11 protein-coding genes are annotated in these 13,062 nt (G+C 64.2%); 9 read left to right on the top strand and 2 right to left on the bottom strand.

The genetic code is table 11. From position 1 onward, the window contains the following. Positions 1 to 8: 8 nt before the first annotated feature. A complete protein-coding gene (gene pdxT, locus B5F39_RS05025) occupies positions 9 to 584 on the bottom strand; it encodes a pyridoxal 5'-phosphate synthase glutaminase subunit PdxT (RefSeq protein WP_087364595.1) in 576 nt (191 codons plus the stop codon). After that, a complete protein-coding gene (gene pdxS / locus B5F39_RS05020) occupies positions 581 to 1,462 on the bottom strand; it encodes a pyridoxal 5'-phosphate synthase lyase subunit PdxS (RefSeq protein ID WP_087364593.1) in 882 nt (293 codons plus the stop codon). The genes pdxT and pdxS overlap by 4 nt, the downstream gene beginning before the upstream one ends. Before the next feature lie 96 nt (positions 1,463 to 1,558). On the opposite strand from pdxS, the gene B5F39_RS05015 reads away from it, so the two are divergent. The 9 genes from B5F39_RS05015 to B5F39_RS04975 all read left to right on the top strand — a co-directional run bounded on the left by B5F39_RS05015 (position 1,559) and on the right by B5F39_RS04975 (position 13,055). Next, complete coding sequence (locus B5F39_RS05015) at positions 1,559 to 2,929, top strand: PLP-dependent aminotransferase family protein (RefSeq protein WP_087364592.1); 1,371 nt, start codon at positions 1,559 to 1,561, stop codon at positions 2,927 to 2,929. A gap of 36 nt (positions 2,930 to 2,965) precedes the next feature. After that, on the top strand, positions 2,966 to 3,772 hold the full coding sequence (locus B5F39_RS05010; RefSeq protein ID WP_087364590.1) for a ZIP family metal transporter: 807 nt from the start codon (positions 2,966 to 2,968) through the stop codon (positions 3,770 to 3,772). A gap of 147 nt (positions 3,773 to 3,919) precedes the next feature. Further along, on the top strand, positions 3,920 to 4,741 hold the full coding sequence (gene lpxI / locus B5F39_RS05005) for a UDP-2,3-diacylglucosamine diphosphatase LpxI (RefSeq protein ID WP_204245039.1): 822 nt from the start codon (positions 3,920 to 3,922) through the stop codon (positions 4,739 to 4,741). After that, complete coding sequence (locus B5F39_RS05000; protein WP_158095938.1) at positions 4,726 to 5,850, top strand: lipid-A-disaccharide synthase; 1,125 nt, start codon at positions 4,726 to 4,728, stop codon at positions 5,848 to 5,850. The genes lpxI and B5F39_RS05000 overlap by 16 nt, the downstream gene beginning before the upstream one ends. Further along, positions 5,847 to 7,607, top strand: coding sequence for an ABC transporter ATP-binding protein (locus tag B5F39_RS04995; protein WP_087364585.1), 1,761 nt, complete (start codon positions 5,847 to 5,849; stop codon positions 7,605 to 7,607). The genes B5F39_RS05000 and B5F39_RS04995 overlap by 4 nt, the downstream gene beginning before the upstream one ends. A gap of 5 nt (positions 7,608 to 7,612) precedes the next feature. Beyond that, positions 7,613 to 9,922: a tetraacyldisaccharide 4'-kinase gene (gene lpxK, locus B5F39_RS04990; RefSeq protein ID WP_087364584.1), complete on the top strand. Its 2,310-nt coding sequence runs from the start codon at positions 7,613 to 7,615 to the stop codon at positions 9,920 to 9,922. Next, positions 9,900 to 10,775: a 3-deoxy-8-phosphooctulonate synthase gene (gene kdsA / locus B5F39_RS04985; RefSeq protein ID WP_087364582.1), complete on the top strand. Its 876-nt coding sequence runs from the start codon at positions 9,900 to 9,902 to the stop codon at positions 10,773 to 10,775. The genes lpxK and kdsA overlap by 23 nt, the downstream gene beginning before the upstream one ends. A gap of 3 nt (positions 10,776 to 10,778) precedes the next feature. Next, positions 10,779 to 11,786 (top strand): KpsF/GutQ family sugar-phosphate isomerase, encoded by a 1,008-nt coding sequence (locus tag B5F39_RS04980; protein ID WP_087364580.1) that lies wholly within the window; start codon positions 10,779 to 10,781, stop codon positions 11,784 to 11,786. Continuing rightward, complete coding sequence (locus tag B5F39_RS04975) at positions 11,787 to 13,055, top strand: glycosyltransferase N-terminal domain-containing protein (protein ID WP_087364578.1); 1,269 nt, start codon at positions 11,787 to 11,789, stop codon at positions 13,053 to 13,055. It begins immediately after the preceding gene. Positions 13,056 to 13,062: the final 7 nt, after the last annotated feature.

The following is a 13,062-nucleotide window of genomic DNA, read 5'->3' as shown; positions in this document are numbered from 1 at the left end:
GAGGAATTTCATCCGCGCGCCATGGAGAGGAAATATTCGAGTACGCGCGGGTCGTCCGTCATTTCCGGGTGAAAGGCCGCGGCGAGCATGTTCCCTTCGCGCGCGGCGACGGCGCGTCCGCCGGTTTCGGCGAGTATCTCGACGTTCGGCCCCGCCGAGGCGATATATGGCGCGCGGATGAAGACCATCTCGACATCTTCCATTCCGGCAAACGCGCCGCGCGCGACGAAGCTCGCGAGCTGCCGTCCGTAGCCGTTGCGCCGCACAGCTATGTCCATCACGGCGAGGTGGCGCCGTTCGTCGTTCTCTATGTTTTTCGCGAGAAGTATCATGCCCGCGCATGTTCCGAAGACGGGCAGGCCGCCCGCTATCGCGGCGCGCAGCGGCTCGAATATGCCGAACTCGCGCATGAGGCGGCCCTGCGCGGTGCTTTCACCGCCTGGCAGTATCACGGCGTCGAGCCCTTCGAGCGAGCGCGCTTCGCGTATCTCGCGCGGCTTTGCGCCCGCGCGCCGCAGCGCCGCGCAGTGCTCGGCGAAGGCCCCCTGCACGGCGAGCACGCCTACAGTGAGCGGACGGCTCATTTTCCGCGCTCCGCCATGAGCAGAGCTATTTCGTCCGCGTTCGTGCCCACCATCGCTTCGCCGAGGTCTTCTGATATTTCGGCGAGGATTTCCGGATTTTCGTAGTTCGTCACGGCCTTGACTATCGCCGCCGCGCGCTTTGCCGGGTCGCCGGATTTGAAGATTCCGCTGCCGACGAAGACTCCTTCCGCGCCGAGCGTCATCATCAGAGCCGCGTCGGCCGGAGTCGCGACGCCGCCGGCCGCGAAGTTCACTACCGGCAGGCCGCCGAGTTCGCGCAGCTCGAAAAGGCGCGCGGCCGGGACCTGCATCTCCTTCGCCGCCTCGAATACCTCGTCCTCGCGCAGCGATAGCACTCGCGCTATCTCCGCGCGCATCGCGCGCATGTGGCGCACAGCCTGCACGACGTCGCCCGTCCCCGGCTCGCCCTTCGTGCGTATCATAGCCGCTCCTTCCTCTATGCGGCGCAGCGCCTCCGACAAATTGCGCGCGCCGCAGACGAACGGGACGCGGAAGGCGCGTTTGTCTATGTGGTAAACGTCGTCGGCGGGGCTCAGGACTTCGCTCTCGTCTATGTAGTCTATGTCGAGCGCCTCGAGTATGCGCGCCTCCGTTATGTGGCCGATGCGGCACTTCGCCATGACGGGGATGGACACGGCGCGCTGTATCTCTTTTATCATCTTCGGGTCGCTCATGCGCGCGACTCCGCCCGCGGCCCGTATGTCCGCCGGCACGCGCTCGAGCGCCATGACCGCGCAGGCTCCGGCCTCTTCGGCGACGCGCGCCTGCTCCGGCGTAGTCACGTCCATGATCACGCCCCCGCGCAGCATACGCGCGAGGTCCCTGTTCAGCTTCACTCGGTTTTCATAGTCCGTCATCGTTTATGTTCCTTTCGTGGAAGTTCCACGGCCGTGCGCCATTGTTATAGAATATGCTTGTCATTGTATCAATGGCCAGATATTGAAGATTTTGCAATGACAGATTGGAGCGCTGAAATGGTCGCCGATTTTATAGAACTCGATAAAAATTCAAAAACGCCGGTGTGGAAACAGATCTACGGCTCGCTCGCGGAGGCGGCGGAGAGCGGGGCGCTTGCCGCCGGAGCGAAGCTGCCGTCTGTGCGCGAACTTGCGGCGGCGCTCTCCGTAAGCCGTTCGCCTGTCGAGAACGCTTACGCGCGGCTGATCGTCGAAGGGCTGGCCGAGAGCGTGCCGAAGAGCGGCTGCTTCGTCGCGCGCCGCGCACGTCGCTCCGAAGAGCCGAAGGAGGGGACGAAGGCGGACGGGGCCGCGCCGCGCTTCGACTTCCGCTTCGGAACGATAGACGCGGAGGCAGCCGACGCAGAAGCGTGGGGCAGGTGCGTGCGCTCCGCGCTCAAGCGGCGCGGCGAGATAATTTCGCGCGGCGACCCGATGGGCGAGCCGGAGCTGCGCCGCGCGCTCGCGGCCTACGCCTACCGCGCCCGCGGCGTGAAGAGTTCCGCGGAGGACATCGCCGTCGCCTCGGGCACACAGCAGCTTCTTTTTATTTTGTGCCGCGCGCTGGGCGTCCCCGGGCGCGCCGCGGTCGCTGAGCCGGGCTTCGAGCAGGGCGAGCGCGTGCTGCGCGACTGCGGATGGAGCGTGACGCGCGCCGAAGGGCCGGAGACGGCGCGCGGAGCGGAGCTTTTTCTTGAAATTTCTTCGAAGCGGCCCGCATCGTCTTTCGCGCGCGCTGACGCGAGGCGCAAGGCGCTCGCCTCGTGGGCGCGCGAAGGAAGGCTGCTCGTTGAGGACGACTACAACGGCGAGCTGCGCTGGCGCGCGCGGCCTATTCCGGCGGCGCAGGCTCTGGCGCCGGACAACGCCGTCTACATCGGCAGCTTCTCACAGATGCTGCTTCCTTCCGTGCGCATCGCCTACATGGCGATGCCGCGCGCTGTCGCCGCGCGCTGCGCCGGGGCGGCGAAGCTATACGACCCGACGGCCGGCAAGGCGGAGCAGCTCGCTCTCGCGGAATACATCGTAAGCGGCGGCCTCGAGCGCCATCTGCGCCGCTGCCGGAAAATCTATCTGCGCAAGAGCCGCATGCTCGCCTTGGAGCTGCGCTCGGCCTTCGGCGGCATAGATTTCCATATTCTCGAGAGCTACACCGCAGCAGTCGTGCCGTGCGCCGATCCAGACGAGGCGGCGCGCCTCGCCTCGGCGCGCGGTGCGGCGGTCGAAGTGTGGGACGGCGCCGTCGCGCTCGTCTTCTCCGGCGTGCCGTCCGGCGAGCTTCACGCCGCCGTCTCCGCGCTGCGCGAAGCGTGGCTCGGCTCCGGCCTTTTTCCCGCCGCTTCGCGCGGCGCGCGCTCTGCGATATAATCAGCTAAAATCGTTTTTGACGAACGGAGGTATCCGATGGAATTTTTCATGGAACAGTCGCCGCCGGTGCGGGCGCTCATAGCCGGGCTCTTCACGTGGGGCTTCACGGCTCTCGGCGCGGCGGGCGTCTTTCTTGCTAAGCGTCCGGGACAGAGGACGCTCGACGTGATGCTCGGCTTCGCGGGAGGCGTCATGGTTGCTGCGAGCTTCTGGTCGCTGCTCGCGCCCGCCATAGAAATTTCCGAGGAGCTCGGCTATCCCGGCTGGCTCCCGCCCGTGCTCGGCTTCCTCGCGGGCGGCGGAGCGCTGCGGCTGCTCGACATGGTTATGCCGCATCTGCATCCGGCGATGGCCGAGACCGCGCCGGACGGCCCGCCCTCTTCGCTGCGCCGCACGACTCTGCTTGTGCTCGCGATAACGCTGCACAACATTCCCGAGGGTCTCGCCGTCGGCGTCGCCTTCGGCTCGATAGGCGCGATGCCGGAATCTACGCTCGCCGGGGCGGCCGCCCTCGCGCTCGGCATGGGGCTGCAGAACTTTCCCGAAGGGCTCGCCGTTTCGATGCCGCTGCGCCGCGAGGGGCTTTCGCGCGCCTGCGCCTTCTTCTACGGACAGCTCTCCGCGATAGTGGAGCCCGTCTTCGCTTTTGTTGGCGCTCTGCTCGTATGGGCCGCGCGGCCCGTGCTGCCCTTCGCGCTCGCCTTCGCGGCCGGGGCTATGATCTTCGTCGTCGTCGAGGAGACTGTGCCGGAGTCGCAGGCCTCGGGCAACGGCGACCTCGCGACGACCGGCTTCCTCATCGGCTTCGCCGTCATGATGGTCCTCGACGTCTCGCTCGGTTAGAAAAACTTCCGCGCGCGTCCGGAGCGCGCTTTATGCTATACTTAGCTATTGTAAATCCGGCATTTTGCAAAAAAATGCCTGCGCCGGACGTTTCGGCGTGAGAATAATAAAAGGAGCGGAAGCTCCTTCGCAAACCGCCCGGGAGGTATGATTGTGGAAAACCAGATAGCTCTAGTCGCCGGAGAAGGACTTCTTCCCGTCGTCATCGCAAGCCGGCTGACGGATCAGGGAACGCCGCCGGTCGTCTACTCGATAAGAGAGCAGATAGGCGAGCTGTCGAAGTACGCGCTCGACGTCGTGAATATAACGAAGCCGGACTTCGGCTTCACGATAAACGATATGAAAAAACGCGGCGTCAAGGACATCATAATGGCCGGAACCGTCTCGAAGACGCTCGTCTTCAAGCCGTCGCTCTTCGACCTTATGACGCAGCGCTTCCTCGCGAGCCTCGTTTTCCGCGACGACCATTCTATACTCGGCGCGATCGTCGATTTTCTGGAAAAGCAGGGCTTCCGCGTGCTGAGCTACCGCGACATAATCCCCGACCTTCTCGCGAAGAAAGGGCGCATCGCCGGGCGCGCGCCGACGCGCGAGGAGCTCGACGACGCGGAGTACGGCTTCGACATCTGCAAAAAGGTCGTGCCGCTCTCGTTCGGGCAGACGGTCATAGTACACAAGCGCTCGGTCATCGCGGTGGAGGCGATGGAAGGCACCGACGCTACACTGCTGCGCGCCGGCTCGCTCTGCAAAGGCGGCACCGTCGCAAAGATGATGCGCCTCGACCAGGACGAACGCTACGACATCCCGACCGTCGGCCCCGACACTCTGATGCACATGGCGGAGGCGAAGCTAACCTGCCTCGCTCTGCACGCCGGCTGGACGCTGATACTCAATCCCGAGGAATTCGCGCGCGTCGCCGAACGCGAGCGCATCGCCGTGATAGGAGTGGAAGTTTGTCGGTCTTTATAAGCTCCGGCGAAGCCTCCGGCGACCACTACACGGCGCGCCTCGCGATCAGGCTGCGCGAACGCGGCTACGCCGGGGATATATGGGGCATGGGCGGTATGGAGTCGCGGAAGGCCGGCATCCGCTCCGAATGGGACGGCGAGCGGCTTCAGCTTCTCGGTCTGACCGAGGTCTTCTCCGCGATACCGTCGATACTCGCGCTGCGCCGCGAGATGGTCGAGCGCATAATGGAACGCGCGCCCGAGGCGGTCGTCGTATGCGACAGCCCCGACTACCACATGAGGCTGATAGCGAAGCTCCGCGCGCGCGGCTACCGCGGAAAAATATTCTACATCTCGCCGCCCACCGTCTGGGCATGGCGCAGCGGACGCGCGGACGACCTCCGCCGCGACGTGGACGAATGCCTGCCGCTGTTCAAATTTGAACACGAATATCTGCTTTCGCGCGGCTGCGCGAGCGCATGGCGCGGCCACCCGCTTCTCGAGGAGTACAACCACCGCGCGAAAGGGGCGGAGCTCGGCTTCGATTACGAGCCGGGCCGGCTCGTCGCCTTCCTTCCCGGAAGCCGCAGAAGCGAGATAAAGACGCTGCTTCCGATAATGGAAGAGTCCGCCGCCGCGCTCGGCGCCGCCGGATGGCGCCCTGTCTTCTCCGTCGCGCCCGGGCTGAACCACGCCGTGCGCGACGAAGTGATAGCGCGCTTCAAAGAAAAAAATATACTTTACTACGACGGCCCCGGAGGCGACCTCATGGAGGCCGCCGAGTGTGCGGTCGGCGCGAGCGGCACGATAACGGTCGAAGCGCTGCTGCGCCGCCTCTATATGGTCGTGACCTACAGGCTCAACCCGATCTCGGCCTTCGTCGCGCGCTGCGTGATAAAGACCAAATATTACGCGATGGCTAACATTTTGGCCGGATGCGAGCTGTTCCCCGAGCTTTTGCAGGAGAAGGCGACCGCCGGCAACCTTACCGACGCGGCGCTCGCGTGGCTCGAGGACAGGAACGGCCTGCGCGGAAGGACGCGCGAGGTAATGGAACGCGCGCGCGCGACGCTCGGCGAAGAGGGCGTATACGACTTCTGGTGCGCCCGCATAACGGGGGCCCCGGCATGAGCCTGAACCTTGCGAAGAAAGAAGAATGGCAGTCGTACGTCCGTCTTCTGAAGTACTGCCTGCCTTATAAGAAGCGCCTCGCCTACGCGGTGATGTGTATGGTGCTCTCCGCGATATTCGGCATCATCCCGCCGTGGCTCATCAAGAACGTCGTAGACGACGTGCTCATTCAGAAAAAACTCTACATGCTGAACGTCCTCTGCGTCGGCGTAGTAGTACTCTATATACTCAAGGCGGTCTTCGCCTACATCAACCTCTACCTGATGACGTGGGTCGGGCAGAAGGTCGTCATAGACATAAGGCTCGAGCTCTACGACCACACGCAGCGTCTCTCGCTGCTGACGCTCTACAAAAAGCGCTCGGGCGAGTTCCTATCGCGCATCACGAACGACGTTGCTACGCTCCAGAATATTCTCGGCAGCGTCATCGTCGATTTCGTCGTGCAGGGCGTCACCTTCGTCGGCATCATCGGGCTGCTGCTCTTCCTCAACTGGAAGCTCACGCTCGCGACCTTCACGATAATCCCGGTCGCAGTCCTCGTCATAGACAAGGCGGCGTCTAAGCTGCGCCGCGTCGGCTCCGTCATACAGGAGCGCCTCGCGATGGTCGCGGCGATAGCGCAGGAGGCTCTCTCGTCGATACGCATAGTCCGCGCCTTCGCGACGGAAGAGGAAGAATATAAGCGCTTCGAGGAGGAGAGCAACCTCCACTTCAAAGCCCTGATGAAAGGCACGCAGGTGCGCGGCATACTCGAGGGCTTCGTCGAAGTCATACTCATAGCGGCGCTCGCGCTCATCCTCTGGATAGGCGGGCGCAGCGTCATCGCCGGCTCGCTCACCGCTGGCGGCCTCATAGCCTTCTGCACCTACGTCGGCCTGCTCGTCCAGCCCGTGCGCGTCCTCAGCCGAGTCGTCAGCACGATACAGCAGGGCGTCGCCTCCGCCGACCGCGTCTTTGAAATACTCGACGAGGCGAACGAAGTGCCGCTCGCGGAACATCCGATAGTCCACCCGAAGATGGAGGGACGCGTGACGTTCGAGGACGTGCGTTTCAGCTACGACGAGTCGAAGCAGGTGCTCAGGGATATAAACTTCGAGATACGCCCCGGCGAGAAGATCGCTATAGTCGGGCCAACCGGCGCGGGCAAATCCACGATCGCCGACCTCGTCATGCGTTTCTACGACCCTCAGGGCGGCGCGATAAAGATCGACGGCATTGACCTCCGCGGCCTCGAGCTGAAATCTTACCGCCGCCAGATAGGAGTAGTGCCGCAGGACCCGGTCCTGATGAAGGGGACACTTGCCTACAACATCTGCTACGGATTTAAGGGCGCGACCAAAGACGACATGATTCGCGCCGCGAAGATGGCGGGCATCTACGACTTCATCGCCTCTTTGCCGCGCGGCTTCGACACCGAGGTCGGCGAGCGGGGCGTGACGCTCTCTGGCGGACAGCGCCAGCGCGTGGCGATAGCGCGCGCAGTGGTGCGCGACCCGCGCATACTGATAATGGACGAGGCCACCTCGTCGCTCGACGCGCTTGTCGAGCAGCAGGTGCAGGAGGCGATGCGCAACGCGATGGAAGGGCGCACCGCGATAGTGATAGCTCACAGGCTCTCGACGATTCGCGACGCGGACAGGATATTCGTGCTGCGCGACGGCCTCATCACGGAGTCCGGCACGCACGACGAGCTCGTGGCGCTCCACGGACACTACTACAGGCTCTTCACGGCCGGCGAACACGTGGAAGCGGAATAGAAAAAATGTCTAAGTTGCTTCGCAGCTACCTTAAATACGCGCGCGGCGAGGGCGGCTCACCTCTGTGGGGCTTCCTCTGGCCCTGCCAGTTCGTCACGCGCGCCTGGATGAGGCTGCGCATAGGCTTTTACAAGCGCGGGATATTCTCCGTCGCCGACCCGGTGCTTCCCGTCGTGAGCATCGGCAACAACTGCTTCGGCGGCACCAACAAGACTCCGATGGCTGAGTACGTCGTGCGCCAGTTCGCCGAAGCCGGCATCAAGGCCGGCCTCGTGAGCCGCGGCTACAGGACGAAGGAACATCCGCCGCTATGGATAGGACAGGATAAAAAAAGCACGCGCCGCGATTTCGCGGGCGACGAGCCTCTGATGCTCTCGCGCCGTCTGCCCGACGCGAAGGTCGTCGTCTCGCGCAAGCGCATCGAGGGCGTGAAGCTGCTCGCTTCGCTCGGCGCGGAGGTCGCCGTTACGGACGACACCTTTCAGCACAGGAAGATGGGGCGCGACGTGGACATCGTGCTCGTGGACTCGACCTGCCCGTTCGGCAACGGACAGGTGCTGCCGGCCGGGTCGATGCGCGAGCCGATGTCGGCATTCCGCCGCGCCGACATAATCGTGCTGACGAAGGCGAACCAGGCGCGTCCCGAGGCGATAGACGAAATCAAGGAAAAAATCTCGCCGTACGTGACGGAGGACAAGATATTCGTCGCGGACATAAAACTCGAGTCGTGGATGGCGCGCGAGGCCGGCGGCTGCGAGCACGCCGTCGATGAAGAGGGCTTCGTCCCGCGCGGAAAATATATCGCGTTATCCGCGATAGGCAATCCCGGCGGCTTCTATCAGTTCCTCGACGAGCTCGGCGTCGCCGTGGCCGAGCGCCGCACCTACCGCGACCACCACATACTCACGGAAAACGAGATAGCGGAGCTCGAACGCCTCGCCGCAGCGACCGGCGCGGACGGCTTCGTATGCACGGAGAAGGACCTCGCGAACATGCCGAGGAAGCTGAGCCTGAACCTTCCGCTTTACGTCCCGTGCATAAAGGTCTCGCTGCGCGACCCGCTCGGCTTCCGCAGGAAAATTCTCGAAAAGCTGCGCCCGGCGTTTCTCGTCGCCTCGAACGGCAACGGCGAGGATGCGATGGGTGTCGTGCTTGCGAAGAAGCTCAAGGCTCGCTTTCCGAGCGCGAGAGTGGACGCCTTCGCTCTCGTCGGCTCGGGCAAGCCTTACACGATGAACGGAATAAACGTCGTTTCGCCGCCGGCGGAGATGCCGAGCGGCGGCGTCGTGAAGTACCACCTGCGCGACCTCGTGAGCGACGTGCGCCACGGGCTCGGCGGCGCGATACGCCGCCAGATGAAGAAGATGCGCGAGCTCTACGGCAAATACCGCACTCCTATATGCGTCGGCGACGTCTACCTGCTTCTCAGCGTGCTGTGGGGGCAGGGCATGAAGCCGCTCTTCGTCGCTACTGCGAAGTCCGTCCACCTTAACGGCCACATGCGCATCGAGAAATGGCTCATGCGCCGCCGCTGCATCCTCGTCTGGACGCGCGACGAGGAGACGGCGCGCGAGCTCGTCGCCGCCGGCGTGCCGGCCGTCTTTCAGGGCAATCCGATAATGGACCTTCTCGACGAGACGAACGAGCCGGCCTTCGCGTGGAACGGCGAGGGCTTCAAGATACTGCTGCTGCCCGGCAGCCGCCCGCGCGCCTATGAAGACATAAAACTCGTGCTCGACACAGTGACGCTGCTCGCCTCCCGTATGGAGTGCTGCTTCGTCATGGTGCCCGCGCCGACGATAGATTTGAAGAAAATGACGGAAAGCCTTGACGGCTGGAAGCTGTCGGAAGACGGCCTCACACTTTCGTCGGTCGCGGCGTCGGTCGCGATATGCCGCGCGCCGGTCGCGGCGGCGGCCTACGGCGCGGAGCTGCTGATAGGGCTCGGCGGTACTGCGAATCAGCTCTGCGCCGGGCTCGGCGTGCCGGTCGTCTCGATAATAGAGCGCGGCAAGCTGCGCCAGAAAAAGCTGCTGCGCGACGCGGAGGTACTCGTGCCCGCTGAACCGGCGGAGCTCGCGGCGGCCGCGGAGCGCATACTCACCGACCCGGAGCTGCGCCGCTCGATGCAGGAGGCCGGGATAAAGAACCTCGGGCGCATGGGCGCGCTCGACAACGTCGTGGAATACTGCGCGGCGGAGCTGGGCTGGGACGCCCGCTGCAGCGTCTATGAAAAATATAAGAAATATCTCGATTCACTCGGAGAAAAAGAAACGAAAGGCGAAGGAGCTGATGAAGGTGTCCGACTCAAATAGCGTAAGAGTTGTTAAGGTTGGAAACGTCTCCGTCGGAGGTGGAACGCTTGCCGTCGCCGCTGGTCCGTGCGTGCTCGACACCTACGAAGAGGCGCTCATGATCGCGAAGACGATGAAGGAATACTGCGCCGAATTCGGCTTCGGCTATATATTCAAGGCTTCCTTCGACAAGGCGAACCGGACTTCGATAAAGAGCTACCGCGGCCCCGGCATAGAGAAGGGGCTCGAGTGGCTCTCCGCGATAGGGCGCGAGGCCGGAGTCCCCGTCGTCACGGACGTTCACGAGCCGTGGCAGGCCGAGGCCGCCGCGAAGCACGTCGATCTCATCCAGATACCGGCCTTCCTCTGCCGCCAGACGGACCTGCTCGCGGCGGCGAGCCGCACGGGGAAGCCGCTCAATGTGAAGAAGGCGCAGTTCATGGCCCCCGAGGACATGGCCTCGGTGCTCGGCAAATGCCGCGAGAGCGGCTGCGAGGACGTGATACTCTGCGAGCGCGGCACGGAGTTCGGCTATCATGAGCTTTCGGTGGACTTCCGCTCGCTGCCGGTCATGCGCTCGCTCGGCGTCCCCGTCATGTTCGACGCGACGCACAGCGTGCAGAAGCCCGGAGGCAAAGGGACGTGCAGCGGAGGCGACCGTTCGTTCGTCCTGCCGCTGATACGCGCGGCGGCTGCGATAGGCATCGACGCGCTGTTCATGGAGGTACATCCGGAGCCGGACCGCGCCAAGTGCGACGGGCCGAACTCGATACCGCTCGCCAAAGTGCGCGAAGTTCTGCGCCAGACATACGAAATAGACAAAACAGCGCGCGGGGAGCTAGGCTTCTCGCGGCTCGACTGGGCGGAGGAATAGCCGATGAATCTTCCATACGAACGCGAAGAGAAGAAAATTTCCAACGAAGAGCTGATAAAGACCGGGCGCGAGATACTGCGCAAGGAGGCCGCGTCGCTCGAGGCCGCGGCGGGGCGTCTCGGCGACGAGATAGTCAAGGCTGCGCACTTAGTCAGCCGCTGCGGAGGGCGCGTAGTCGTGACCGGGCTCGGCAAATCGGGGCACGTCGGGCGCAAGAGCGCCGCGACCTTCGCGTCGCTCGGAGTCCCGGCCTTCTTCCTGCACGCGACCGAAGGCGCGCACGGCGACCTCGGCATGGTCTGCCGCGAGGACGTAGGCTACTTCCTCAGCAACAGCGGCGAGACTCACGAACTCATAGACATCATCCCTTATTTCAAAAGGATCGGCGCGCCGATAATCGCCGTCACCGGCAATCCCGAGTCGTCGCTCGCACGCGAGGCGGACGTGGTGCTCAACAGCCACGTCGATGCCGAGGCCGACCCGCTCGGCCTCGCCCCGACGAGCAGCACGACGCTCCAGATGGCGATAGGCGACGCAGTCGCGGGCATGGCGACGCTGCTGCTCGGCCTCCAGAAGGAAGACTTCGCTCTCTTCCATCCGGGCGGCTCGCTCGGCAAGCGCCTGCTGCTCCGCGTGCGCGACCTCATGGGCAGCGGCGACAAGCTGCCGCTCACGAACGTCCACGCGCGCGTCCGCGACGCGATATTCGATATCACGAGCAAGGGCTACGGCGCGACGGCCATCGTCGGCGACGGCGGAGAACTCGTCGGCGTCTTCACAGACGGAGACCTGCGCCGCTTCATTGAGAAAAACGGCGTAGAAGGGCTGGAACATCCGGTCTCCGAGGCTATGACGACCCACCCGCGCGTGATATCTCCCGACAGCCTCGCTGTCGAAGCGGTGCGCATCGTCGAGCAGTGGGAGGTCTCGGCCCTCATCGTCGTTGATAAAGACAACCGTCCCGTCGGCATGGTACACATCCACGAGATACTCAAGGCGGGGGTGGCGTAGCTGTCCCTGCTGCGGAGCGTCTACGGAGCCGCGATAGATATATTCTTCGCGCTCTCGCATAAAAAGCTCAAGGCGAAATACACCGAGGGCAACGACGAGCGTCAGGGGCTCATCCCGGAGGAGAAGCTCGCCGCGCTGCGCGGCCGCCGCCCCGTGTGGGTCCACGCGGTATCGGTCGGCGAGGTGCAGGCCGCCGTGCCTTTCATCAAAGCCGCGCGCGAGGACGGATGGGACGGCCCCTTCGTCATCTCGACGACGACTCAGACCGGCAAGGCTATGGCGGAGCGGCTCGGCGGGGGGCTGTACGATGTACATGTCTACTATCCGTGGGATAAGCGGCTCTTCGTCTCTCGCGCGCTCGACGCGCTGCGCCCCGCGGCCTTCGCGGCCGCGGAGACGGAGCTGTGGCCCAATATGCTGTGGGAGTGCCGCGGCCGCAGTATTCCGGCGTTCCTCATAAACGGCCGCATATCGGACAGGACGTGGGGGCGTGTGCAGGGCGGCGTGAAACGCCCGCTCGCTCGCGGCGCATACTCGCTCTTTACCTCGCTCTTCCTGCGCGACGAAGAAGACCGAGAACGCCTTTCGCGCATCGGCGTCGAGAAGGAAAAGCTTTTCGTCATGGGCGACGGCAAGGTAGACGCGCTGCTCGCGCGCAGAAACGAAGCCGCGCGCGACAGGCTCGCGGAAGAGCTTGGCGAGCCGGAGCGCCCAGTATTCGTCGCGGGGAGCACGCACACCGGCGAGGACGAAAAAGTCATAGCCGCCTTCGCGGAACTGCGGAAGGATCATCCCGAGGCGCGCCTTGTCATAGCGCCGCGCCATCCCGAACGCGCCGCGGCCGTGGCGTCGCTCGTGCCGCCGGAGTTGAAGCTCGCGATGTTCTCAAACTTGACCGCCGGTTGGGATGTGCTGATAATAGACCGCATAGGCGTGCTGTTCGACCTGTACGGCACGGCGCGCGCCGCGTTCGTCGGCGGCAGCTTCGCCGACAAAGGCGGGCAGAACATCCTGGAGCCTTTCTCGTGGGGGGTGCCCGTCCAGTACGGGCCGCACATGGAGGATTTCGCGCAGGCGTCGCGCGCCTTTCTGGCTATGGGCGCGGCCTCGCAGGTGGCGGACGAGCGCGGCCTCGCGCGCGTCTGGCTCGAAATCGCCGGCGAAGGGGACGGCGGGCGCGAAAAATGGCTCGCGCTGAGCCGCGAATACTTTGACAAATCGCGCGGCGCTTCGGCGCGCACGTGGGAAATCATAAAAAAATATCTCTGAGCAGAAG

The organism is Cloacibacillus sp. An23 (assembly GCF_002159945.1).
Classification (GTDB): domain Bacteria; phylum Synergistota; class Synergistia; order Synergistales; family Synergistaceae; genus Caccocola.
Note: the sequence above shows the minus strand (reverse complement) of the source record. Positions and strands in the feature narration are given on the sequence as shown.

What these genes read in the sequence shown, in the direction of transcription:
- pdxT (WP_087364595.1), bottom strand. Translation starts at nt 584, where the DNA reads ATGAGCCGTCCGCTCACTGTAGGCGTGCTCGCCGTGCAGGGGGCCTTC.
- pdxS (WP_087364593.1), bottom strand. Translation starts at nt 1,462, where the DNA reads ATGACGGACTATGAAAACCGAGTGAAGCTGAACAGGGACCTCGCGCGT.
- B5F39_RS05015 (WP_087364592.1), top strand. Translation starts at nt 1,559, where the DNA reads ATGACAGATTGGAGCGCTGAAATGGTCGCCGATTTTATAGAACTCGAT.
- B5F39_RS05010 (WP_087364590.1), top strand. Translation starts at nt 2,966, where the DNA reads ATGGAATTTTTCATGGAACAGTCGCCGCCGGTGCGGGCGCTCATAGCC.
- lpxI (WP_204245039.1), top strand. Translation starts at nt 3,920, where the DNA reads ATGATTGTGGAAAACCAGATAGCTCTAGTCGCCGGAGAAGGACTTCTT.
- B5F39_RS04995 (WP_087364585.1), top strand. Translation starts at nt 5,847, where the DNA reads ATGAGCCTGAACCTTGCGAAGAAAGAAGAATGGCAGTCGTACGTCCGT.
- lpxK (WP_087364584.1), top strand. Translation starts at nt 7,613, where the DNA reads ATGTCTAAGTTGCTTCGCAGCTACCTTAAATACGCGCGCGGCGAGGGC.
- kdsA (WP_087364582.1), top strand. Translation starts at nt 9,900, where the DNA reads ATGAAGGTGTCCGACTCAAATAGCGTAAGAGTTGTTAAGGTTGGAAAC.
- B5F39_RS04980 (WP_087364580.1), top strand. Translation starts at nt 10,779, where the DNA reads ATGAATCTTCCATACGAACGCGAAGAGAAGAAAATTTCCAACGAAGAG.